Source organism: Streptomyces toxytricini (assembly GCF_014649915.1).
GTDB lineage: Bacteria > Actinomycetota > Actinomycetes > Streptomycetales > Streptomycetaceae > Streptomyces > Streptomyces toxytricini.
In genome coordinates this window covers 61,624-85,080 of the sequence record NZ_BMTY01000004.1, presented here as the reverse complement: position 1 = coordinate 85,080, position 23,457 = coordinate 61,624, and the positions used below count along the sequence as shown (strand labels likewise).

Sequence of the window (23,457 nt, the reverse complement as noted above, 5' to 3'; positions counted from 1 at the left end):
CAACCCGCACGCCCGAACACACGTCTTAGCCCGCATGACTGAACGGCGGAAGCCCGCGCGCTGGTGGGCCGAACTGCTGCTCCTCGGGCTCCTCTACGGCGCCTACTCCGGCGGCAGACTCCTCGCCCGCGGCGACGTCGGGCTCGCCGTCGGCCACGGGCTCGCGATCCTCCGCGCCGAGGAGGTGCTGGGCATCGACTTCGAGCGGCCCCTGAACCGGCTGTTCACCGGCCACGCCGCCCTCGGCGTCCCCGCCGACTTCGTGTACGCCTCCCTGCACTACCTGGTCACCCCGGCCGTGCTGGTCTGGCTCTACCGCCGCCGCCCGCACGCCTACACCGCCGCCCGCACCTGGCTCGTGGCCTCCACCCTCCTCGGCCTCGTCGGCTTCACGCTCCTGCCGACCTGCCCGCCCCGGCTGCTCGACCCCGCGTACGGCTTCACCGACACGATGGCGCAGTACAGCGCGTACGGCTGGTGGGGCGCCGAGGCGAGCGCGCCCCGCGGGATGGGCGGCCTGACCAACCAGTACGCGGCCATGCCGAGCCTGCACGTGGGATGGGCCCTGTGGTGCGGCGTCCTGCTGTGGCGGTACGGCCGGCGGCCGCTGCTGAGGGCCCTCGGCGCCGCCTACCCCGCCCTCACCGTGCTGGTCGTCATGGGCACGGCCAACCACTACTTCCTCGACGCCGCCGCCGGGGCCGCCGTGATGGCCGCCGGATACGCGATCGCCCGCCGGCTGCCGTCCCGAACAGCGGGTTTCGGCGGTACGCCCCCGATTGTCAGTGGCGGATGGGACACTTCCGCCCGTGAGCTCCTACCCGCACAGCGGCCCGCCCCAGACGACGACACTGCGGCAGCGGCTCGCTGACCTGCGCGGCCCGGCCGTGCCTCCCCGTCCGCTCGACGCCCGCGCGCTGGCGGCGCTCGCCGCGAACCCGGGCTGCGGCAGACGCGCCCTCCTGGACGGGGCCGGAGTCGACAAGACGGCACTGGCGGCGGCCCTCGGCTCACCCGCGCCGTTCGGCCAGTCGCAGTTCGCGATCATCCGCGGGAACTCCTTCGAGGCCAAGGTCAAGGGCGACGGCGGGGCCGAGCTGCTCCGCCTGGTCCACCTCCACCTCGGAGCCGGCGCAGAACCGCCCCGCGCCGGCGCCCGCGTCCCCGACCTCGCCGCCGCCGGCCCCGAGGGCCGCGCCGCCCGGACGGCGCTCGCCCTGCGCGAGGCCACCACCGCCGGCGAGTGGACCCTGCTGGACCACCCGATGCTCGCCCTGGAGGTCGCCGGCACCCCCGCGTACCTGGAGCCCGACGCCGTCGTCGTCCACCCCGACGGCCGCTGGACCGTCGTGGAGGTCAAGTCGTTCCCGCTGCTCGACGGCTCCGCCGACCCCGCCAAGGTCGGCGCCGCCGCCCGGCAGGCCGCCGTGTACGTCCTCGCCCTGGAGGCGACCGCCGCCAAGGTGGAAGCCGCCGAGGTCGGGCACACCGTGCTCCTCGTCTGCCCGAAGGACTTCTCCAACCAGCCGGCCGCCGCCCCCGTCGACGTACGCCGCGAGCGCGCGGTCACCCGCCGCCAGCTCGCCCGCCTCACCCGGGTCGAGGAGCTCGCCGCGGACCTCCCCCCGGGGCTCACCTTCGACCCGGCCCGGCCCGCCGACGAACTCACCGAGGCCGTCGCCGCCGTCTCCGCCTCCTACGCCCCCGAATGCCTCTCCGCCTGCGAGCTGGCCTTCCACTGCCGGGAACGGGCCCGCGCCGCCGGCGAGGCCACGGCGCTCGGCCGCTCCGTCCGCGGGGAACTCGGCGGGTGCGCCACCGTCGCCCAGGCCCTCGACGCCGCCGCCGGCCGCGGCCCCGCCGACGACCCGACCGCCGCCGCCCTGCTCCAGGCGGCCCGGCTGCGCGCCGAGGCCCTCGCCGAGGCCGCGGACCGCGCCGCCGCCCGGGCCCTCGCCGCCGCGGAAGGCGCCGAGGCCCCCGAGGAGGGCGCATGCCCCTGCTGAACACCCTCGCCCGCCTGGAGGCGGTCCGCGCGGGCCGGGCCCGCCCGCTGGCGACCGTCCGCCACCGCCACCTGTCCGAGCGCCCGCTCGTCCTCGTCCCGCTGACCACCGCGGGCGAGGCCGGCGCGCCCCTCGGCGCGCTCGTCGGCACCGACCGGGCCGCACCCCGGCTGCTGGTCGTGCCGCAGCCCCGCGACCGCGACCTGCGCTGGTCCTTCCTCGCCGACCTCGCCGACGAGGTCCTGCCGTACGTCGAGTCGTACGCCGACGCCGTCGAACCGGTCGAACGCACCGAGACCGACCCGGAGACCGGCGTGCGCGGCAAGGTCTCCGCCGAGCTGTGCCTGGACGCCCCCCAGCTGGTCGTCCCCAGCCGCGCCGGCGTCGACCACGTGCGCCTGCTGGGCCGGTCGATGCGGTTCCGCCGCACCGCCGAGGAAGACCCCGACAACCCGTACCCGGCGCCCGCCCGGGTCCCGCTGCTGGGGCGCTGGCTCACCCACCTCGGCGAGCGCTCCCGCGTCCCCGGCTCGGCCATGCTGCTCGCGGCGACGGAGGTGCTGGCCCGGCACTGGGCGACCGGCCAGAGCAACCTGGAGGACCAGCACCTGGGCGCCCTGCTCGCCTGGATCGACCCCCCGGAGGGCGAGTCCGGCGCCGCGGCCGCGCTCCGCGCCGAGTCGGGCCGCGACCGGGAGGGCCGCCTCCTGGTCCCGCCCGCCGGGCCCGCCACCGACCCGGCCTTCGACAACAAGCTGCTGGCCCCCGCCATGGCCCGCTACGACGCCGCGCGCGCCTCCGGCCGCCCGGCGCAGGCGGCCCGCGCCGCGGAGGAGGTCCGCGAGCTGGTCGCCGGGCAGATGCGCCCCACCTGGGACGCGGTGTGGCGGGCCCTGGACCTGCTGCGCGGCCTGCCGCCCGCCGAGCGGGCCGAGGAGCGCTGGGTCCGCGACCGCTGGTCCTACACCGGGCACCGCGACCGGGTCCGGGCGGGCGAGCCGCCGCAGCCGCGCCGCGACGACGCGGTCACCGCGGCGCAGAAGCTCGCGACTCGGGAGACGGAGCAGGTGCGCCTCGACGCCCAGGAGGCCCTGGACGACCCGCTGGTCATGGCCGGCCGGCGGCTCGCCGGCGAGGCCTTCGCGGGCGAGGTCACCGAGGTCGTCATGGAGTGGACCGACTCCAAGCGGCCGAGCCCCCGCCCCCTGGTCACCGTGTTCACCGAGGACCGGCCGCAGCTCGCGGAGGAGGGCGGCCAGAAGGTGTACCGCTCCCTGGACGGGCGCCCGCAGAGCGCGCAGTTCGTCCGCCGCGAGGAGGACGGCCGCCTGGTGCTGCGGCTGCTGGACAAGATGGGCCGCGGCCGCGAGCCGGAGCCCGGCTCGGTGCCGGAGAAGGGCGACCGCATCTGCTGGACGCTGTTCGAGCACGACGCGCGGGGCGGCCCGAAGCTGCCCGACCCGGAGCAGACCCCGTGGACTCACGGCGGCCCGCCCGGATCCGCGGCGGCCGAAGCCGCCGCCTGGCAGCCCGACGCCGTGACCGACGAGGACCTCCTTTGACCGCGAGCCCGATCCCCCGCCCCACGCCCGCCCCCGGCGCCGTGCCCGCCGCGTCCGACCCGGGCGCGGCCGCCGCCGCGGCGACCGCCGCGATCCTGCGCGACACGCTGCACGGGCCGGAGCGCGGCGTCGTCGTGGACTCCCCGCCCGGGGCCGGCAAGTCCACCCTGGTGGTGCGCGCCGCGCGCGAGCTCGCAGCGGCCGGCCGCCGGCTGATGATCGTCGCGCAGACGAACGCGCAGGTCGACGACCTGGTGCTGCGGCTCGCCGACAAGGACCCGGAGCTGCGGGTGGGCCGCCTGCACAGCAGCGACGCCGACGCATACGACCCGGCGCTGCGGGACCTGCCGTCGGTCACCCTGTCGGCGAAGCCGGGCGACCTGGCGGAGCTGCCGGTCACCATCTCGACGGCGGCGAAGTGGGCGTACGTGAAGAACACCGAGCCCTGGGAGCACGCCATCGTCGACGAGGCCTACCAGATGCGCTCGGACGCGCTGCTGGCCGTGGCCGGGCTGTTCGAGCGGGCCCTGTTCGTCGGCGACCCCGGGCAGCTGGACCCGTTCAGCGTGGTCGGCGCGGAGCAGTGGGCGGGCCTCTCCTACGACCCCTCCGCCTCGGCGGTCAGCACGCTGCTCGCGCACAACCCGCAGCTGCCGCAGCACCGGCTGCCCGTGTCCTGGCGGCTCCCGGCGACCGCCGCGCCGCTCGTCTCGCGCGCCTTCTACCCGTACTCGCAGTTCCGCAGCGGCACCGGCCCCGGCGAGCGGAGGCTCTCGTACGGGGCCCCCTCCGACGGCTCCGGCCCCGACCGGGTGCTGGACGAGGCCGCCGAGGCCGGCTGGGGCCTGCTGGAGCTGCCCGCCCGGCACACCCCGCGCACCGACCCGGAAGCGGTCCGGGCCGTGGCCCTGGTGGTCCGCCGCGCCCTGGACCGCGGGGCGGTCGCCCGCGACGAGCACTCCCCCGACCCGGCCCCGCTCACCCCCGACCGGATCGCGGTCGGCACCGCGCACCGGGACCAGGCGGCCGCGGTGCGCGCCGCGCTGGCCGGGCTCGGGGTGGCGGGCGTGACGGTGGACACCGCGAACCGGCTGCAGGGCCGCGAGTACGACCTGACGGTGGTGCTGCACCCGCTGTCGGGGCGGCCGGACGCGACGGCCTTCCACTTGGAGACGGGCCGCCTGTGCGTACTGGCCTCGCGGCACCGGCACGCGTGCGTGGTGGTGGCCCGGGCGGGCATCGCGGACCTGCTGGACGAGCACCCGTCGGCGGAGCCGGTCCAACTGGGCGTGACGGTGAAGTTCCCGGACGGCTGGGAGGCGAACCACGCGGTGCTGGCCCACCTCGCGGAGCACCGCGTGGCCTGGCGGCCGTGACCGCAGCGCCGCCCCCGCGCCGGGCGGAGTCCGGCACGCCGCCGCAGGCGGCCGACGGAAACAGCCCGGACGGCCGGGCGGCGAACCACGCGGTGCCGGCCCCCCTCGCGGAGCACCGCGCGGCCTGGCGGCCGTGAGCCGGGCACGGGGGGCGGGCCCTCTTGCGCGGGCGTTGGACAATGGAGGGTGGCCCGGCGCCCGGCCCGGTCCCGTAACGCGCACCAGGAGGAGACGCATGGCAGAGCCCGAGCGGACCGAGCGGAAGCTGCGGCCCGCGCCGCTGCTCTTCGAGCCGTCGGAGGCCGTCGCGGACCCGGAGCACTTCTTCGACCTGGAATCGATCGAGGACCCGCGGGAGCTGCTGGCCCGGGCCACCGAGCTGACGCTGGCCTTCCGGGCGGCGGCGGAGCGGGCCATGGAGTTCCAGGCCGTGGCCGCGGCGCAGCTGGCCGATCCGCGGCGGTTCGACCGGCTGGACCCGGCGCTGATCGCGTCCGAGGCCGAGTGGACCGAGGACTACGCCCTGAAGATGATCGAGTTCGGGGAGACCCTCCAGCGCGGCGGTGGCCCCGGCTGCGGGTAGCCCCCGCGAGGGGCCTGGCAAACGCCGCGACAGGAACGTCCCGTGGCATATGCGGGGCGGAACATAGCGCAGCCGGGGCCGCCGTGTCCCGGTTTTCCGTAACTCGTGGAAACCGCTCCGCCACGGACGGTAGATCATTGCCATGACGACGCTGACGACGGCCTCCGCTTCCGCCTGTCCCGACCGGGACTCCCGTACGGCCACCCAGGTCACGGCGCAGGGCGCCGCCTGGCTCGCCTCGGCATCGGCCCGGCCGGAGGACACCCTGGAGGCGTGGCAGGCCCGGCCGTGGGCCCCGGCCGTACTGCCCTGCGGCACCGCCTTCGACGTCGTCAACGTCCCGTCGGTCCTCGGTCGCCGCATGCTGGACCTGCTGTGGTCGGAGGGGCCGGGCAGCGGTCCCGTCGCGGTGCACCGGGGGCGGGTGCTGCTCTTCGCCGCCCCGGGGACCGCGCACCGGCTGCCGGCGCTGCTGGCCTGGGAGGAGTGGGGGAACCCGGTGCCGGCACCGCTGTGCCACGGCCTCGGCGACGCCGTCGGCGTGCCGCCGCTGGACGCGGCGCCCGGCCCCTCCCGCTGGCTCGTCGCCCCCGACACCCGCCGCCCGTGGCTGCCCGGGCCGGAGGCGCTGCTGTGGGCGTACGTGCGCGCGGCCCGAGCTGCGGATATCGATTTTTCCTTCCGGGCCTCCTCCTGCTAATGTCTTCCTCGTCAGCAAGCGCCGCTAGCTCAGTTGGTTAGAGCAGCTGACTCTTAATCAGCGGGTCCGGGGTTCGAGTCCCTGGCGGCGCACAGACGGAGGAAGGCCCCCCACGCGAGTGGGGGGCCTTCCTCGTTGTCCGGCTCGGCCGGGCCCCGCCACCCCTCAGGTGGTGATCTTGACGGTGTAGGCGCCGGAGGCGGTCCGGTCGGCGACCTCGATCCGGATCCGCTCGCCGGGCACGGTGAACGACTCGCCGACCTCCAGCGGCGCGTCCGCCAGCGGCGGGTACACCGAGCGGTCCCAGCAGGCCTCGGTGTCCGGGTGCCCGTCCAGCACCTCGATCGGCCCGCCGCCCGAGGGTGCCTCGTTCCGCACCCGGTAGACCAGGACGCCCTCCGTGCAGGTGTCCCCGTCGTTGCCGGCGGAGCCCCGCGCCTCGACGGCGACCGCGCTGCCGGGCCCCGTGCGGACCACGGCGAGCCGGGTGCCGCCGGAGGAGCCGGGGGGCGGGGCGACCCCGACCGGCTGGAGGGTGTGCAGGGAGGAGCCGGACTGCACGCAGTCCACCTGCGAGGCGTCCAGCCAGCCCAGCTTCCACTTGTGCCAGGCGAACAGGTCGGGAGACATCCCGAACTGGCTGCCCATGACGTCCCAGTCCCCGACGTGGGTGTCCCAGTCGCCCTTGCCGTCGCTCGGCCGGTGGTAGAGGTCAGGCAGGTCGAAGACGTGCCCCGTCTCGTGCGCGAGGACGTTGCGGTCCGGGGGGTGCCGCTCGAAAACGGTGACGATCCGCCGCAGGTCGGTGCCGTCGGCGCGGATCGGCCGGTCGAAGTTGACGACCTTGGTGGCGTCCGAGTCGACGCCCGGCGCGTCCGGGTCGGCGACGAAGTAGACGACGTCGTACCGCGAGAAGTCGATCTCCCGGTCGGCGGCCGTCACCGCGTCCCGCAGGTACGCGGCCCGGTCGGCGGGCGCCCAGTCGCGCTGTATCCCGTACGCCGTGGACGGCTGCGGCATCGGGATCCACTGCTGCTGCGGGTGCGCGACCAGGCGGAACCGGCCGTAGGAGGCCCGGTCGAAGAAGTCGCTGGTGGCGGGGAAGTGGTCGGCGGCGAGCTCCTCCGGGGTCAGCACGGCCCGGTGGTCGGGGAAGGACAGGAAGACCATGACCGCGTCGAGGCTGCGCACCGGCCGCGGGTAGGCGCCGTTCCAGGTGTCGAGGCCGAGGGAGTGGTGGGCCGCCGTGCGGGCCAGGGCGCACGGTCCGGCGCCGGAGTCGGCGGCGGCCGGCCCGGTGACGAGGGACATGGCGGCGAGCGCGGACAGGGAGGTGAGCGCCGCCGCCGCGCTGCGAAGGCGGGAGCGGTCCACTCCCCCGGGTGTCTGCTGTCGCCGCACATCGACCTCCGGTGGTGAGTTTCGTACCCTCTCGTCCCACCCTGAGTCGATTGTCTTACTAACGCCCTGTTCCGGTGCCCCACACGAGTGAGGGGTGCGGCAAGCCGGTGACCCACGCGTTCACTCTCTTGCCTACAGAACGTCACGTTCGATCACCCGAGGCCGGAAGCCGGAGCCAGTCGCTCACACCTGCACAGAAACGATCTCCCAGGAGGCGCCGACGGACCGTCAGCACGCGGAGGCGCGGCCCCCCACACGGCGACGCCGCTGGATAGGGCCGTCCGGCTGCCTCTATGATCGGCACACTTTCCTGCGCGGACACACACGAGCACTGCGGGAGCCACGGTGAGCGGCACCTCTGACGAAACCGGTTCGGCGGCCGACAGCATCCGATCGGCCATTACGGAGCGTCACCCTTCAGTGCCTGTCATGTCCTCGGCGCCGGAGCGGGCGGAGCCCGAACCGCGCGACTACCGGGCGGCGTTCAACGCCGCGCACCTCGCGATGGCCGTCGTCGACCGCGGCGGGCAGGTCGTCGCCGCGAACCCGGCGCTGGCCTCCCTGCTGGGCGCGGAGCCGCACGCGCTGGTGCGCCGGCGCGCCGCCGACCTCGTCGACCTGGGCGCGGAGGCCCGCACCTGGCAGGCGTACCAGGAGGTGCTGCGGGGCCGGCAGGCCCGGCTGCGCTGCACGCGCCGCCTCAAGCACCCGGACGGGCACTCGCTGTGGACGGAGGTCACCCTCGGCCCGGTGCCCGGCACCCGGGACGTCCTGCTCTCCGTCGCCGACATCAGCGACCGCCGCGATCTCCAGGCCCGGCTGCGGCACCTGCAGATGCACGACCCCGTGACGCGGCTGCCCAACCGGGCCCTGTTCTTCGAGCGGCTCTCCGCCGCCCTGGAGTCCTCCTCGTACGAGCACGGCGGCACGGGCCGGATCGGCCTGTGCTACCTGGACCTGGACGGATTCAAGGCCGTCAACGACACCCTCGGGCACCGCGTCGGCGACCGGCTGCTGACGGCGGTCGCGGCCCGGCTGACGCGGTGCGCCGACCAGTCCGGGTACGGGCGGACCGGCGGGCACCTGGTGGCCCGGCTCGGCGGCGACGAGTTCGCGCTGCTGGTGGAGGACTCCACCGGCACCGAGCAGCTCGCGGACCTGGCCCGCAGCGTCCTCGCGGCGATCCAGGAGCCGTTCGACCTGGCGGGGCAGCGGCTGTCGGTGTCGGCGTCGATCGGCGTCGTGGAGCGGGCCGCGGAGGGCACCTCGGCGACGGGGTTGATGCAGGCCGCGGACACGACGCTGTACTGGGCGAAGGCCGACGGCAAGGCCCGCTGGACCCTCTTCGACCCCGAGCGCAACGCCCACCGCATGACCCGGCAGGCCCTCAGCTCCACGCTCCGGCCGGCGGTGGAGCGCGGCGAGTTCGCGGTGGAGTACCAGCCGCTGGTGGACCTGGAGAGCGGCACGGTGCGCGGGGTGGAGGCGCTGGTGCGCTGGAACCACCCGCAGTTCGGCAACCTGACGCCGAATCGGTTCATCGGCATCGCCGAAGAGGACGGCTCCATCGTGCAGTTGGGCCGCTGGGTGCTGCGGACCGCCTGCCGGCAGGCGCGGCGCTGGCAGATCGAGCATCCCGGCGACAGCCCGGTCTTCGTGTCGGTGAACGTCGCCGTCCGGCAGGTCTGGGACTCGGACCTGGTGGGCGATGTCGCCGGGATCCTTGCCGAGACCGGGCTGGCGCCGCAGCTGCTCCAGCTGGAGCTCACCGAGTCGGCGGTGATGGGATCGGCCGGGCGGCCGCTGCAGGCGCTCCAGGCGCTCAGCGACATGGGGGTGCGGATCGCCATCGACGACTTCGGGACCGGGTACTCGAACCTGGCCTACCTGAGCCGGCTGCCGGTGTCGGTGCTGAAGCTGGACGGGTCCTTCGTGCGCGGCTTCCGCTACGACGACGGGACCCACCCGAACCCGGCGGACGAGACCATCGTCGAGGCCCTCGTCCAGCTCGCGCACCGGCTGGGCCTGACGGTGACCGCGGAGTGCGTGGAGACCGCCGGACAGGCGGCCCGGCTGCGGCGCGTGGGGTGCGACACAGGGCAGGGGTGGCTGTACTCGCGGGCCGTCGCGCCGGAGCGGATCGCGGAGATGATCGGCACCCGCCCGGGTGCGGGCCGCGACCGGAGCTGACCGGCGGCGCGACGGCCGGCACCCTCGGGCCGCCGGTCAGGGGAAGCAGACGCGGGCGGCCTCGGCGGCGCCGGCCGGCAGCAGGCACATGCGGGCCCCGGCGGGGCCCTTGGCCGCCGCGGCCATCGGCGTCGACACGTAGGTTCCGAGGGCCCCTTCCGACATGAGCAGCACCTGCGGCTGCGCGCCGCCGGGGACGGACAGCTCGACGCGGTCGCCCGCTGCCAGGCCCGACGCCCGCACCCACACCGCCCGGCACATCCCGCCGTGCCGCAGCTCCAGGTGCCGCCCGCCCGCCGCGTCGGCGGCGAGGACGGTGTCGACCATGCCCGCGCCGCCGCAGCCCATCCGTGTCGGGTCCTGGCCCGTGCACGACTCCGCCGCGCAGCCCGGGTTCCGGATCGGCTTCTCCTCCGGCCCGGCTGCCGCCCGCTCCGGCTCCGGGCCGCGCAGGGCGAGCAGCGCCGCGCCCGCCGCGAGGGCCGCCGCGCACACCGCCCCGGCCGCGGCGGCCGCAGGACGCCACCGCCGGGCGGGCGGGGCGGGCGGCCCGTCCACGGCTGCGGACGCCGCGGGCGCGGCTACGGCGGGTGCGGGACCGCCCGGCGCGGCAGGTGCGGACCCCGCGGGGCGGGCCCGGCCGCTCCACGCGCTGTCGGCGAGCTCCCACAGCGCCAGCAGCCGGGCGGGCGGCTCGTGCGCGACGGCGCACAGCGCCTCCACGGCCTTCCGGGGCGGCGGCTGCTTGCCGTTGAGGTACCGCTCCCACGACGACTTGCTGTACGGGGTGCGCCGGGCCAGCGCCGCGAGGCTGAGCCCCGTCCGCTCGCGCAGCCGCCGCAGCTCCGCGGCGAGCTGCCCGCACTCCGTGTCCGTGATCACTTACGCAGCTCCCCCCAGGTCTTCGGGCCGACGATGCCGTCCGCGACGAGCCCGCGCGCCTTCTGGAACCGCGTCGCCGCGTCCTTCGTCGCCTGGTCGTACAGCCCCTCGGTGCTGCCCGGGTCGAAGCCGTGCTCGCGCAGCAGGCACTGGACCTCGACGACGTCGAAGCCGGTGCTGTTGGTGTCCAGCAGGATGGTGCGGCTCGTGCCGTGCCCGGCCCGCAGCTCCGTCCCCTCCCGCTTCACCTCGCAGGCGTACGCCACGCCCCGCCGGTAGCCGGACTTGCCGCCCGCGGAGGCCCCCTGGGCCGTCTGCACGGCGTCCGCCGCCTTCCCGCCGTCCGACCGGGCGCCGCCGGCCAGCAGGCCCGCGGTGAAGGCCACCGCCGCAGCGGCGGCGATCCCGGCCAGGAACCACCCGAGGGACACCGTCCGCCCGGGCCGGGCCCCCGCCTGCCCGCCGTCGGCTTCGCCTGCGGCCGGCGTGTGCGTCTCCTCCGGGGGCGCGGCCGCGGCCTCCTCCGCCGGGGCGTCCTGCTGCTCCTCCGGGTCCTTCGGGGCGGCTGCTCCGGCCGCGGGCTGCCGCGCCCGTACCGCCACGTCGTGCAGCACCGTCAGCCGGGTCGGCTCCGTCCCGCACACCCGGGCCAGCTGCTCGACCGCCTCCCGCGGCACGGGCTGCTTGCCGTTGAGGTACCGCTCCCACGACGACCGGCTGTAGGCGGTCTTCGCCGCCAGTGCGGCCAGGCTCAGACCGCTGTGGTCCTTCAGCCGCCGCAACTCCGCGACGAGCCGGCGCTCCCGGCTGTCGAGTGCGGCGGGCAGTTCCTTCCAACGCGCCACTGTTCCGTTCCCCCCTGTTCTCCCCCAGCATCGGGCCGCCCCGGCCGGGGTTCCAGGTCCGGACCACTGGTTGGCGAGAACCATGCGCGTCGGCGGCGTCCCGTCGGCGCATCCCACGGACGTGCATCCCAGCAGGTCAGAGCGTGGGACGTCCCACGCTGACCCGGTTCGGCAGCCGCCCCTGGACTTGGTGCAGGTTGGCGGAGGAGAGTCGCTCCGTCAGCCGGGCCGCCGCAGCAGCGTGCGGGCCGGCCGCACGGCGGGACGGGCCGGTCGCGCATTCGGGGGAAGCGCGGTCGGGCCGGACCGCGGAACGGGGGAACGCGTCGGGCCCGGCCTCCCGCCAGGGGGCCGGGCCCCGCCGCGCCACTGCGTGCCGCGCCCGCCTCCGGCCGGTGTCCGGATCGGGCTGCCGCACGACGCACCGCCGCCCCGCACCCGGGCTGGTGGGTGCGGGGCGGCAGGCCGCTCGGCGCGGGGTGGGGGGATCAGCAGGCGCCGAGGTCCTTCCAGACACCCCAGTCACCGGTGGTGCCGGGCTCCTCGTTCTGCGTCCACCACTGGGCCTTCCACTTGCGGCCCTTGTGGGAGACCTCCGTGCCGCCGGTGTAGGCCGTGCCGGCCGCGTATGCCGGGAGGGAGCCGCAGCCCGTCGCGGGCGGCGTGGTCGGCGGGGTCGTCGGAGGCGTGGTGGGCGGGGTGGTCGGAGGCGTGGTCGGCGGCTGGGTGGTGCCGCCGAGGGCGTCCGAGATCTGGTTCAGCAGCGTGGTGCCCGCGTCCAGACCGAGCAGGGAGTACATCATCGCCCCGCCGAGACCGCGGCTCTTGCCGTAGTCGACGCGGGCCTGGATGGACTTCTGGTTCAGGCCGGTGAAGAACTCGCCGTCCTTGTAGAAGTACGAGGACTTCGACTGGTCGTCCCAGAAGGTCGTCGCCGGGTTGTCGACGATGCCGCCGAGCTCCTTGTAGTGGGCGATGCCCGCCTGCTGGCTGTACTGGCGGGGGCTGGAGCCGCCGGTCGCGGGCTGGGCGAGGCCGCCTGCGGTGCCCGCCGGGACGCCCTTCCAGCCGCGGTAGTAGAACTCGTAGCCCAGCGTCAGCTTGCCGGCCGGGAAGCCGCCGGCGATGCCGTAGGCCGGGTCGCCGTCGATCCAGGCGTCGATGGCGTTCTCGATGCTGTACTTCTCGGTGCCCGGCGCGATGGGGTCGGTCGGGTCTGCCGGCGAGTTCCGCAGCGGGGACTGGTGGTAGGTGGGCCCGTCGCCGTCCCAGGCGCCGTGCATGTCGTACGTCATGATGTTGGCGTAGTCCAAGTACCGGCCGATCTTGTCGGTCTCGATGTACTTGATCTTGTCCTGGCCGGCCGGGAGGGCCGCCGTCAGCATCAGCTTCCTGCCGCCGTTCGCGGCGCCGTACTCGTCGAGCTGCTTGCGGAACTCGGCGAGCAGGAGCGTGAAGTTCTGCTTGTCCTCGGGGCCGTGGTGGTTGCCGAGGTGGCCGCCGGAGGAGCCCGGATACTCCCAGTCGATGTCGATGCCGTCGAAGATGCCGGCCGCGGTGCCGGGGCCGCCGAAGCCGCCCTCGACGGGCAGGTTGCCCTTGATGTACTGGTCGATGCAGGAGGAGACCAGCTTCTTGCGGCTCGCGTCGGTCTTCGCGGCGTCGTGGAAGTACTTGGAGTAGGTCCAGCCGCCCAGCGAGATGTTGATCTTCAGGTGGGGGTACTTGGCCTTCAGTTCCTTGAACTGGTTGAAGACGCCCACGATCGGCTGGTCCCACTTGTCGGCGACGCCGTCGACGGAGTCGGCCGCGCTGAAGGACTTCTGGTAGTCGGCGTAGGAGTCGCCCGCACCGTCGCCCGCGTTGGGGTTGTTGTCGTCGCCCGCGGCCTTGTTGGCCATGAAGCAGGTGAGGTCGGTGGGGTGGATGTTGCCGAACGAGTAGTTGATGACGTCCAGCTTGCCCGCGATGCCGCGGGTGTCGAGGTGCTTCGGGTAGAAGGCGTTCCCGTACACGCTCCACTGGTCGTAGTACGCGATGCGGATGTTGCCGCTGCTGCCGGCCGCCGCGGCGGCGTCCGCGGCCTGGGCGGTGCCGAGCCCCGCGAGGCCGGCCACGGCTCCGGCCGCCAGCGCGGCCGTGGCGGCGGCCGCGATGAGGGGTTTGCGGATGTGCATGTACTGCCTCCGGGGAAGTGGGGAGGGAGGGCAAGAGGTCCGGGTGGGAGAAGTGATAGCGATCACCGACATGCGCCGTCAATGGTTTGGACCAAAGAAGGACTAGACCACTCGCGGGGTAAATCCCCTCGTCAGAGGCGTGCAGGGGCACGAAAAACCGCTCGTCACCCCGGGTGACGAGCGGTTTAAGGGTGCCTTAGGAAAGGCTGCCGCAAGGTTTCGGCAACAAACCAGCCGAACCCCGTTCGTACGCCGTCAGTCGCCTTGCGGCTCCCCCGCCGGCATCCCGTACGCGTCCGCGACGAGTTCGTAGGAGCGCAGCCGGGCGGCGGCGCCGTGCGCGTTCGCGGTCAGCATCAGCTCGTCGGCGCCGGTGCGGGCGGCCAGCGCGTCGAGCCCGGCGCGGACCTCGTCCGGGGTGCCGTGCACGACGTTGGCCAGCCAGCCGTCGGCGAACTCCCGCTCCGGCGGCGAGAAGTCGTACGCCGCCGCCTCCTCCGGGGTGGGGATCAGGCCTGGTCGGCCCGCGCGCAGCCGGAGCATCGACAGCGCGCCCGTGAGCGCCTGGGCGCGGGCTTCGGCGGCGGTGTCGGCGGCGAGCGCCGACACTCCGATCACGGCGTACGGGGCGTCCAGGGCGGCCGAGGGGCGGAACGTCTGCCGGTAGAGGTCGAGGGCGGGCAGCGTGCCGGCGGCGGAGAAGTGGTGGGCGTACGCGAAGGGCAGGCCCAGCTCGCCGGCGAGGCGGGCGCTGAAGCCGGAGGAGCCGAGCAGCCACAGCGGCGGGCGCCCGGCCGGCCCCTGCACCGGGCCGGGCACGGCGTGGATCCGGGCGTAGGGGTGGCCGTCGGGGAAGTCGTCGTCGAGGAAGCGGGTGAGCTCCGCGAGGCGGCGGGGGAACTCGTCGTGGCCCTCCTCGGCCCGGCCGGGGCCTCGCAGGGCGGCGGCGGTGCGGCCGTCGGTGCCGGGGGCGCGGCCGAGGCCGAGGTCGATCCGGCCGGGGGCGAGCGCCTCCAGGGTGCCGAACTGCTCGGCGACGGCGAGGGGGGCGTGGTTGGGCAGCATGACGCCGCCCGAGCCGAGGCGGATGCGGGATGTGTGGGCGGCCAGGTGCGCCAGGATCACGGCGGGCGAGGAGCTGGCGACACCGGGCATGGAGTGGTGCTCGGCGACCCAGTGCCGCCGGTAGCCGCGGGCTTCGGCGAGCTTGGCGAGGGCGACGCTGGTGCGCAGGGACGCGCTCGCGGTGCTGCCGCTGCCGACGGTGACGAGGTCCAGCACCGACAGCGGGACGGGGGCGGTGCCGTGCGCGGTGCCCCGGACCGGGTGGGGCGCGGGCGCGGCCCCGGATTCCGGTTCCTGCGCGCCGCCGGCCGGGCGGGCCTCCCGCGCGGCTTCCCCGTGGTCACTCATGGCAACTCCCGTCTCGCTCGTACGTCCGTACGGGGAGTCGAACCGGGGAGCGGGGGCGGGCATTCCCGGGGCGGCTGCACTGCTGTGGGGTCGGGCCCGTGACCCTGGCATATGCCAGTGGCGTAGGTCCTGGCGGGAGGGCGTTATCCGGCCATCAATCTCCCCAACAGGCACTCCGGATGCGCCTCTTGGTGGCTATCGTGGTACGGCAAGCGGTAACGACCTGCTAGGGGGAGACCGTGGCGCTGAAGCCCGAGCCGACCGCGCCGTTCCACTCGGTGCAGTACGCCCTGCGCGTGCTCGAAGCGATCGCCCGCCACACCGGCGGCGTGTCCGACGAGCAGATCGCGCGCGAGACCGGACTGCCCGCGGTCCATCTCGCTCCGATGCTCCTGATGCTGCGCCGCGAGGGGTACGTCCTGGAGGTGTCGGACGGCGCGTACGCGATAGGCGACTCGCTGGTCCTGCTCGGCTCGGGCGCGGACCGGCAGCAGGCCCTGCAGGAGAAGCTGCAGGAGACCCTGGACCGGCTACGGGACTCGGTGGGTGCGGCGGTCTACATCAGCCGGTACGTGGACGGCGAAGTGAGGATCACGCAGTTCGCGGACAGCCCCCGCACCCCGAAGGTGCACGAGTGGGTGGACTTCCGCTCCGCGGCGCACGCGAGCGCGGTCGGCAAGTGCCTGCTGACCCAGCTCGACCAGAACGGGCGGCGCGACCACTTGTCCCGGCACAAGATCGCCCGGCTGACGTCGAAGACGATCGTGAGCGAGCGGGTCCTGTTCTCGAAGCTGGACAGCCAGCCGGCCACGGTGCCGGTGCTCGACCTCCAGGAGTACGCGCTCGGGACGGTCTGCGCGGCAGTGCCTATCACCGCGGGCGCGTCGGTGGGCTGCCTGGCGCTGTCGATGCCCGTGGAGCACGCGCACCGGCTGCGGGCGGCGGCGGAGACCCTGAACCGGAAGGCCGCGCCGCTGCTGCTGTCGCTCACCCTGTAGGCCTGCCGGCCTTGTGACGCGGCTCACGGGAGAGGCCGCGGTGCGAGGGACGCCGGGGAAACACTTCGGGCGGCTCCCGGTGGAACCGGAAGCCGCCCGAAGGACAGGTGCGCCGCCAGGGACTCGAACCCCGGACCCGCTGATTAAGAGTCAGCTGCTCTAACCAACTGAGCTAGCGGCGCCTGCTGACAGAGAAAATACTACCTGGTCCGCGGGGGTGCTCCAAACCACCCCCGCGGCCGGGTGCTCCTGCGGCGGTTAAAGCTCCGGTTCCGGTTCCGTGGCGGGTCAGAACTGGACGTCGGAGCAGGAGTAGAAGGCCATCGGGGTGTCGTGGACGGTCCAGACGGCCAGGATCAGGTGCCGGCCCGTCTTTCCGGCGGGCATGACGCCGTTGTGGACGGTCGTCATGGCGGGCCGGGCCCCGTTGTAGGCGACGGTGAGGAACGGCTGCGGCTCCAGGGCGGCGCGGGTGAGCGGCCTGCCGGAGTCCCAGCCGTTCCTGGTGACGTAGTACTTGATGTCGGTGGTGGCGTGGTTGGCGGTGAACTGCCACCGGAAGGCATAGCCCTGTCCGGAGGTGACCTGGGTGGCGGGCCAGGTGCCGCCGCGCGGGTCGTCGAGCTGCGCGAACTCGGGGTGGCCGCCGGCGCATATCGTGCCGTCGGCGGGGCCGGCCGCGGGGAAGCCCTTGAAGCCCTCGACGCTCTGCGGCTCCCACTGGATGGGGCCGCAGTTCGAGACGGTCCGGTTGGCGCAGAGCTTCTGGCGGCTGATCGGGCTGTCGGTGTAGCCGTGGCTGCTGGCGGAGGGCGCGGAGGCGAGCGCGAGCCCGATGACGCCGGCGAGACCGAGCGCGGCGGCGGAGCCTGCCCGTCCGGAGGGGCGCACGGGCAGGCGTGAGGGCATGCGGAAGAGACGCATGATGCGGTGCTCCTTGAACGTGGGGGGGAGGTCCGGGGAGAGAGCGCGAGAGCGTGCGCACGCGTGGGGACGGCCGCGGGTGGGTCCGCTGCCGCACGGGCGGAGTTTTCAGGTCTAGACCAAGTCCCAGGTTATTGACGCCAGTTGGCCATGTCCAGACCATTGCGGGAACCGATGGTCCGGACCACCGGACCCCGCCCGCACCCGGCCCGACCTCGGCGCGCGGGAAGCCGTACGGGCCGTGCGGCGAATGCGGGAGCGGCGGCGGGCTGTCCGAAGACAGGACACCCCCGCGGGCAGGGCGACGGCCCCGACCCGCCCGTGGGGGCGGGGCCGGGGCCGTCAGGCCGGGGCTCGGAGGGCCGAAGGGCCGGGAGCCGGGAGCCGGGAGCCGGGAGCCGGGAGCCGGGAGCCGGGAGCCGGGAGCCGGCGGTGGGCCGGTTACTCGGAACGGCCGGTGTAGAAGGCGACGGTGAGGTCCTTCACCAGGGCCTTCCGCTCGTAGTCGTCCAGCTCGACCAGGCCCCGCGAGGTCAGCCGGTGGACGGTGTCGTCGACGGCGTCCACGACCGACGTCAGGACCGTGTCCCTGTGCTTCGCGTCGATCGCCGCGACCCGGCGGCGGCGCATCGCCTCGGCGACTTCGGGCGCGTACTCGATCCGCGTCGGCTGCGCCGAGTACACCTCGATGCCGACCGCCTCGGTCTCGGCGGCGAGCATCCTGGTCAGCGCCTCGCCGACGGCCTCCGTGTCGCGCAGGGTCGGCGCGTCCTCGTGGAAGGCGTCGGCGGGCAGTTGCGACAGCACCCGCGCCATCGCCGCCTCGACCTGCTCGGCCAGGTACTCGGTGTGGTCCTCGACGGCCAGCGCGGCCCGCGCCGTGTCCTTGACCTGCCAGACGACCTGCACGACCACCTGGAGGGCGAGGCCCCCGCAGTCGACCGCGGGCATCGGGTCGCTGCGCCAGTGGCGCAGGCGGACGTCGATCCGGCGGCGCAGGAGGAGCGGGCTCACCCAGGTGAGGCCGGTCCGGCGGACCGTGCCGCGGTAGCGGCCGAACAGGGTCAGCACCCAGGCGTGCCCGACCTTGCCGCGGCCGAGGCCGCCGAGGGAGAGCAGGGCGACGATGCCGAGGAAGGCGAGCGGCGGCCAGTGGGTGGCGCGCAGCCCCTGGTAGGCGCGGGGCGCCACACCGAACGCGGCCGTGAACTCGTCCGGCACGGCTCCGGCCCGCCACAGCACGGCCAGGCACCCGCCGAGGGCGAGCCCGCCCACCGCGACACCGACCCAGCCGGGCAGGACGGGCCCCCGGTGCTCTCGCAGCCGGTCGTCCCCCCGCGGCACCCGCCGCCCGGGAGCCGGCCGCGGCACCGGCACCGCACGCCGGGCGGACCGGCCCGGCGCGGCGGCCGGGGTGCCGGCGCCGGGGGTGCGCGGCTCGGCGGGGAACGGCAGGTGCACCGGGACGGCGGTGACGTCCACCCCGCGGACCGCGGCGGAGGACACGCCGCCCTGCGCCGCCTCCCCGCTGCCGCCCTCGACGCCGCGCGCCACGGCCAGGGAGACGATCTCCACCACGGAGCCCCGCCCCGCCGGCACAGCGTGCTCTTCCCCTTCCACGTCCGCATCACCGGTCGCGGCATCCCCGGCAACACCCGGCCCGGGCACACCGACCGGCTCGTCGGGAGAGCCGGAGGCAGACCCACTGCCGACCGGGTCGGCTGCCGCGTACGCACCGGGTCGACCGGCCGAGTCCGCCGCGTACGGGCCGGGCACACCGGCCGGCGTGTCCGCCATGCCGGGCAAGCCGTCGGCGTCAGCCGGTGCGTACGGGTCCGGCGCGCCGGACCCGTGCACCGCGTACGCGCCGAGCGTCCCGCCCGGGATGCGGGGCGCGCCGGCGGCTTCCGCTGCCGCGGAAGGGCCCGGCTCGCCGGCGGTGTCCGCGTGCGCGTAGGGATCCGGCTGCGCGCAGGGGGCCGACGTCTCGGCGGGGTCCACCGCATGCGCGGCGGGCACGCCGTGCGGCCGGTGCCGGGGGCCGGACCTCCCGGCGGCACCCGCCGTCGCATACCGGCCCGGGTCGCCCGGCGAGGCCGCCGCTTGCGGGGCGGGCCCGCCCGCAGAATCCGCTGAAGCGTGCGGGGTGGACACTCCATCCGTGGTGCCGGACTCGGCGGCGTCGTCCGTTGCGGCGTACCGGCCCGGCCGGCCGGACGGGTCCGCCTGCGCGTACGGGCCGGGTGCGTCGGCAGGGTTCACCACATGCAGGTCGGGCACGAGGTGAGGCCCGTCCGCGATGTCGGGCTGGTCAGCGGCACCTGCCGCCGCGTACCGGGTCGGCACAGAGGACTGGCCGTCCGGGCGCGATGCTCCGGCCGTGTCCGCCGCATGCGCGCCCTGCGCGTCGAGCGGCCCGCTCAGGGAGCCGGGCTTGCCGGCGGCGGCTGCCGCCCGACCCGGCAGGTCGGCGGCGTCCGCCGGATGCGCGCCGGGCGCTCCGTGCGACCCGTCCCCGGTGCCGGGCACCACGGCGGCGTCCGCCGTTGCGTGTCGGCCCGGTGCGTCCGGCGCATCCGCCGGTTGCGGGCGGCCCGGCACGGGGGCGGGCTCCGCCGCGGTGGCGGACGCCCTGCCCTGCGACGCGCCGTGCTGTCCGGGGCGCGGGTCCTGCTCGGTGGCGGCGGGCGGTGTCGCCTGCGGGTCGGGGGCGGCTGCGGGGTGCGGGATGTCCAGGGTCGCCGTGGCCGGTGCTTCGGGCGCCGCTGCACCCCCGCCGCCGGGGGCCGTTCCGTTGCCGTCCGCGGGCGCGGCCGGCGCGTGGCCGGGCTCGGTGCGGGCTGCCGGGACATCCCCGAGGGCGGTGTCGTCGCCGGCGGTCCGGCCGTGCGGGAGGAGGACCTCCCGAGCCGTCAGGACCACGGCGCCCGGCACCCCGGCGACCCACCGGGAGCGCACCGGTGCCGGCAGGACGGCGACCCGGGCCGCGGGGCCGATGTGCAGCCGGGTCTGCGCCACGGCCACCGCGGCCGGGCTCGACGCCCTGTGCCCGGCCGGCGGGGGGGCCGGGTCCGCGCGCAGGGAGGTGATTCCCGCCTGCACGGACTCCGGACGCCCCGGGCGGGCCGGCGCCTCCGGCGGACGGTGGCCGGACCGCGAAGGAGAGGCGCCCGGGTCCGCGTACCGGGCGGTGGCACCTGCCGGTGCGGCCTCCGGACGGGCAGCGGTCCGGGCGGGGGCGTCCCCCGGGCGGTGTCCGGCCGCCGACGGGGCCGCGCCCGGGTCCGCGTACCCGGCGGTGGCAGCTGCCGGTACGGCCTCCGGACGGGCCGCGGTCTGAGCGGGGGTGCCCGCCGGGCCGTGTCCGGCCGCCGACGGGGCCGCGCCCGGGTCCGCGTACCCGGCGGTGGCAGCTGCCGGTACGGCCTCCGGACCGGCCGCGGTCCGGGCGGGGGTGCCCGCCGGGCCGTGTCCCGACCGTTCCGTGTGCTCGGCTGCGGCGCCTGCCGGCACCGCGGCCGGACGGCCCGGCAGCTGGTGCGACGGCGGGATCGCGCCGGGCCGAGCGTACGGAGCAGTGGAGGTCGGCGCCGGAGGGTCCGTCGGGCGGGGGCCGGGCGGGCGGCTGCCGGGCGCGGGCGCCGGTACCGGTTCCGGGCGGGCGGCGGGTGGCTGCGGGTGGAAGTGCGCTCCGGGTTCGGTCGCGGCCGGGGTTCGCCCGTGGCCTTGTGCGGAGGCGGCCCGTGCCCCGGCCGGCGGCCTGGCGGAGGGGACTTCGGGGCCGGGCGGAGCCGCCGGCGCGGGACCGGCCGGGGCCGGTCCTGCCGCGGCGGTGTCCGAGACCGGCGGGTCCGTCGGGGCCGGCACCGCCGCGGCCGGGGCCTCGCGGCCCGGGGTCGGCGTGGCGGTCCCGGCCGCTGCGACGCCGGCCGAGGCCGGGGGCGTCGGGTCCGTCGGCAGCAGGGACGCCAGGCCGCGGCGGCCGGGCCGCGGGGCCGGGCGCATCGTGCCCGTGCCGTGGACGACGGGGGCCGACGGGGGCCGCAGGCCCCCGGTGGAAACGGGCGGCACGCGGAGGGTGCCGGTGGTGGAGGTGGTGAGCGTCGGGTACATCGTTGCCTCCGTCATGCGAACAACCGCCGCCAGGTTTCCGGGCCCGGGTATCCGTCGGCCGCGGCGCCGCGCCAGCCCTGGGCGCGCTGGAACGCCTCGACGCTGCGGCGGTCGGCCTCGCTCCAGCCGGGTCCGGGACCTGTGGTGTAGTGCTTGCCGAAGCCCTTCTCCACCAGCCGGCGGCCGAGGGCGGCGATGGACGGGTGGGTGGATCCGGGGCGGAACACCGACGCCCCCGGGTAGGCAGGCATCGCGACAGTGCCCGGTCGGGCGGCGCCGGTGCTTGGCCGCGCGGAGGCGCCCGGTGCGCCGGGGGCGGGAAGTGCCGCCGGGGCGGGCCGAGCCGCCGGGGTGCCGGGGCGGGCCGGGGCGCCCGGCCTGCCGGCCTGCGACCCGGTCGGGCCCGGCGCCGGGTCGATGGTCGGGCGGATGTCCTTGCCCCCGCCCTCCACCAGCAGCTGCCAGGTGTACGGGCCGGGGATGCCGTCGGCGTCGGCGCCCGTCCAGCCCTGCGCGCTCTGGAACGCCTGTGTCGCCAGCCGGTCGGCGTCGCTCCACTTCGTGCTCGGGCCCTTGGGGTAGAAGCGGCGGCCGCCGCGCTCGATGAGCATCCGGCCGAGTTCGGCGACGTGCGGGTTGTCCGCGCCCGGCCCGAACATCGCGGCCCCGGGGTACTCCTTCGACGGCGCCGCCGGCTTCGGGTCCGCACCCGGGTCGGGGGCGGCCGGCTCCGGGGCCGGGGTGGTGAGGCCGCCCGTCACCCCCGTGAACCGGTACGGGACGTACTTGGAGGAGTTGTTCCAGTACCCGTACGGTGTCGCCGCCTTCCGCGTGGCCGGGCGGGTCTGCTCGTACGCCGTGTAGTGCGTGCGCGTCTCGTCGACCCAGCCGCCGAAGAGGACGACGTGCGAGCCGTTGGTGGGGTCGGCCGGATTGTGGAAGAGCAGCATGTCGCCCGGCAGGAGCTCGTCCTTGGTGATCCGGGTCGCGAACTTGTCGAGGCTGCCGGTCCACTCGTTCGAGCCGAGGTTCCAGGCCATGGAGACGTAGCCGGAGCAGTCCTGCCGGTATCCGTCCGTCCAGTACGAGGACATGCTGTACGGGACCTTCGCGTCCAGCCACAGCTTCGCCCGGTTGATGATCGTGGCCCGGTCGATGCGCCGGACCGAGGAGGGCGCGCCCGGCGCGCCGCCCGGCTTGACCGGCCCGGGGCGGCCGTGCAGCGGGGAGCGGTCGCCCTGCGGGGTGCCGGCCGGGTCGTCGCGGGTGTCCCGATCGGGGCGGGCGCCCGGGTCGTCGCGGGCGTCCCTGCCGGGCCGGGAGCCCGGGTCGTCGCGGGCCTCCCGACCTGGGCCGGCGCCGGTGTCGCCGCGGGTGTCCCTGCCGGGCCGGGAGCCCGGGTCGTCGCGGGCCTCCCGACCTGGGCGGGCGCCGGTGTCGTCGCGGATGTCCTGGCCGGGCCGGGAGCCCGGGCGGTCAGGGTTGTCCCGACCTGGGCGGGCGCTCGGGACGTCGCCCGGGTGGCCGTGCGCCGTGTCGGTGCGGCGGGCGTCCCTGCCGGCGGCAGGCCGTCGGGGCTTACCGGTGTCCGCGGGCCGAGGGTCCGCAGTGGGCCGGGTGCGGGTGGCCTCGTCCGTCCCCGGCCGGGTGTCCGCCGCGTCACGGGTACGGGCACCCCCGGCGCTCCCCGCACGGGCGGCCTCGGCGGCCCCGGGCCGGGTGCCGGCGGCGTCACGGCCGAGGGCGTCCGTGGCGCTCCCGGGGCGGGCGTCCGCGGCGGTCCCCGATCGGGTGTCCGCGGTGTCTGAGCCGCCCGCCGCGCGGGCCTCGCGGCTCGGGGCCGTGCCCGTCACCGTGTCGGGGGCCGGGGCGTGGGCCGCCAATGCGGTCGAGGCCGTGCCGCCGCCGAGTACGGCCCCCGCGGCCGTGGCCAGGACGAGCGCCCGGCGTGCGCCCCGGGCGGCCGGGTGGCCGCCGTCCCGGAGCGGTATGGCCCTGGCGCGGGCGAGGGAGCGCCGGCGCTCCGCGCAGCCCGGGCAGCCGCAGTCGCCTGCGGGCTCGTACTCCTCGAAAACGGGCGTCGGCATCGGCACATGCACCGGGGGCTGCATCGTCATGCGGTTCCGTCCACTCCCCTGCTCGTGGCTGATCGGGGCCGCCGCAAATCTGTCGGGGCGTCAGATTCGGCTCGACCCAGACATATCGTGCACGATAAACCACTCAAACATGGGCTAATCGGACAAGGTGGGCGCGGCTGGTCATGAGCACCCCCGGAGGTGGGGTAGAG

14 protein-coding genes, 2 tRNA genes and 2 pseudogenes are annotated in these 23,457 nt (G+C 76.0%); 9 read left to right on the top strand and 9 right to left on the bottom strand.

Translation table 11 applies throughout. The features are described 5' to 3' along the window. Nucleotides 1-34 precede the first annotated feature (34 nt). The 7 genes and pseudogenes from IE170_RS06330 (at nucleotide 35) to IE170_RS06300 (ending at nucleotide 6,319) form a co-directional block, all read left to right on the top strand. Nucleotides 35-871, top strand: coding sequence for a phosphatase PAP2 family protein (locus IE170_RS06330; RefSeq protein ID WP_189808295.1), 837 nt, complete (start codon nucleotides 35-37; stop codon nucleotides 869-871). Then, nucleotides 810-2,006: a hypothetical protein gene (locus tag IE170_RS06325; protein ID WP_189808294.1), complete on the top strand. Its 1,197-nt coding sequence runs from the start codon at nucleotides 810-812 to the stop codon at nucleotides 2,004-2,006. Before IE170_RS06330 ends, IE170_RS06325 begins: the two co-directional genes overlap by 62 nt. Beyond that, nucleotides 1,994-3,568 carry a hypothetical protein gene (locus tag IE170_RS06320; protein WP_189808293.1) on the top strand — a complete coding sequence of 525 codons (1,575 nt, stop codon included), beginning with the start codon at nucleotides 1,994-1,996 and terminating at the stop codon, nucleotides 3,566-3,568. Before IE170_RS06325 ends, IE170_RS06320 begins: the two co-directional genes overlap by 13 nt. Nucleotides 3,569-3,609: 41 nt before the next feature. Then, nucleotides 3,610-4,944, top strand: coding sequence for an AAA domain-containing protein (locus IE170_RS06315; protein ID WP_189808491.1), 1,335 nt, complete (start codon nucleotides 3,610-3,612; stop codon nucleotides 4,942-4,944). A gap of 235 nt (nucleotides 4,945-5,179) precedes the next feature. Further along, nucleotides 5,180-5,527 carry a DUF8844 domain-containing protein gene (locus IE170_RS06310; protein WP_189808292.1) on the top strand — a complete coding sequence of 116 codons (348 nt, stop codon included), beginning with the start codon at nucleotides 5,180-5,182 and terminating at the stop codon, nucleotides 5,525-5,527. A 142-nt stretch (nucleotides 5,528-5,669) separates the two neighbouring features. Beyond that, nucleotides 5,670-6,255 (top strand): annotated as a pseudogene (locus tag IE170_RS06305) (bifunctional DNA primase/polymerase). Further along, a tRNA-Lys gene (locus IE170_RS06300) sits at nucleotides 6,246-6,319 on the top strand. Before IE170_RS06305 ends, IE170_RS06300 begins: the two are co-directional and overlap by 10 nt. A 73-nt stretch (nucleotides 6,320-6,392) precedes the next feature. Here IE170_RS06300 and IE170_RS06295 read toward each other — a convergent pair. Next, complete coding sequence (locus IE170_RS06295) at nucleotides 6,393-7,628, bottom strand: M6 family metalloprotease domain-containing protein (protein ID WP_189808291.1); 1,236 nt, start codon at nucleotides 7,626-7,628, stop codon at nucleotides 6,393-6,395. Nucleotides 7,629-8,057: 429 nt separating this feature from the next. On the opposite strand from IE170_RS06295, the gene IE170_RS06290 reads away from it, so the two are divergent. After that, nucleotides 8,058-9,818, top strand: coding sequence for a putative bifunctional diguanylate cyclase/phosphodiesterase (locus IE170_RS06290; RefSeq protein WP_223856872.1), 1,761 nt, complete (start codon nucleotides 8,058-8,060; stop codon nucleotides 9,816-9,818). Nucleotides 9,819-9,854: 36 nt separating this feature from the next. Here the strand turns inward: IE170_RS06290 and IE170_RS06285 are convergent, their stop codons facing one another. From IE170_RS06285 to IE170_RS06270, 4 genes are all read right to left on the bottom strand, one after another. Then, the gene (locus IE170_RS06285) at nucleotides 9,855-10,700 is read right to left on the bottom strand and encodes a helix-turn-helix domain-containing protein (protein WP_189808289.1); all 846 of its coding nucleotides are present in this window, start codon (nucleotides 10,698-10,700) and stop codon (nucleotides 9,855-9,857) included. Continuing rightward, complete coding sequence (locus IE170_RS06280) at nucleotides 10,697-11,545, bottom strand: helix-turn-helix domain-containing protein (protein WP_189808288.1); 849 nt, start codon at nucleotides 11,543-11,545, stop codon at nucleotides 10,697-10,699. The genes IE170_RS06285 and IE170_RS06280 overlap by 4 nt, the downstream gene beginning before the upstream one ends. A gap of 488 nt (nucleotides 11,546-12,033) precedes the next feature. Beyond that, on the bottom strand, nucleotides 12,034-13,722 hold the full coding sequence (locus tag IE170_RS06275) for a glycosyl hydrolase family 18 protein (protein ID WP_189808287.1): 1,689 nt from the start codon (nucleotides 13,720-13,722) through the stop codon (nucleotides 12,034-12,036). 255 nt (nucleotides 13,723-13,977) lie between these two features. Further along, nucleotides 13,978-15,135 (bottom strand): LLM class flavin-dependent oxidoreductase, encoded by a 1,158-nt coding sequence (locus IE170_RS06270; RefSeq protein ID WP_189808286.1) that lies wholly within the window; start codon nucleotides 15,133-15,135, stop codon nucleotides 13,978-13,980. Nucleotides 15,136-15,374: 239 nt separating this feature from the next. Here IE170_RS06270 and IE170_RS06265 point away from each other — a divergent pair, with 239 nt between their 5' ends. Continuing rightward, nucleotides 15,375-16,133, top strand: a complete 759-nt coding sequence (locus tag IE170_RS06265) for an IclR family transcriptional regulator (protein WP_189808285.1) — start codon at nucleotides 15,375-15,377, stop codon at nucleotides 16,131-16,133. 108 nt (nucleotides 16,134-16,241) lie between these two features. Here IE170_RS06265 and IE170_RS06260 read toward each other — a convergent pair. From IE170_RS06260 to IE170_RS33570, 4 genes and pseudogenes are all read right to left on the bottom strand, one after another. Next, nucleotides 16,242-16,315: transfer RNA gene (locus IE170_RS06260), tRNA-Lys, on the bottom strand. Nucleotides 16,316-16,421: 106 nt separating this feature from the next. After that, nucleotides 16,422-17,057: a lytic polysaccharide monooxygenase auxiliary activity family 9 protein gene (locus tag IE170_RS06255; protein ID WP_189808284.1), complete on the bottom strand. Its 636-nt coding sequence runs from the start codon at nucleotides 17,055-17,057 to the stop codon at nucleotides 16,422-16,424. 441 nt (nucleotides 17,058-17,498) lie between these two features. After that, on the bottom strand, nucleotides 17,499-20,081 hold the full coding sequence (locus IE170_RS32450) for an SPFH domain-containing protein (RefSeq protein ID WP_229884614.1): 2,583 nt from the start codon (nucleotides 20,079-20,081) through the stop codon (nucleotides 17,499-17,501). Between the two features lie 1,100 nt (nucleotides 20,082-21,181). After that, nucleotides 21,182-22,483 (bottom strand): annotated as a pseudogene (locus IE170_RS33570) (peptidoglycan-binding protein); the annotation flags it as partial. Nucleotides 22,484-23,457 lie beyond the last annotated feature (974 nt).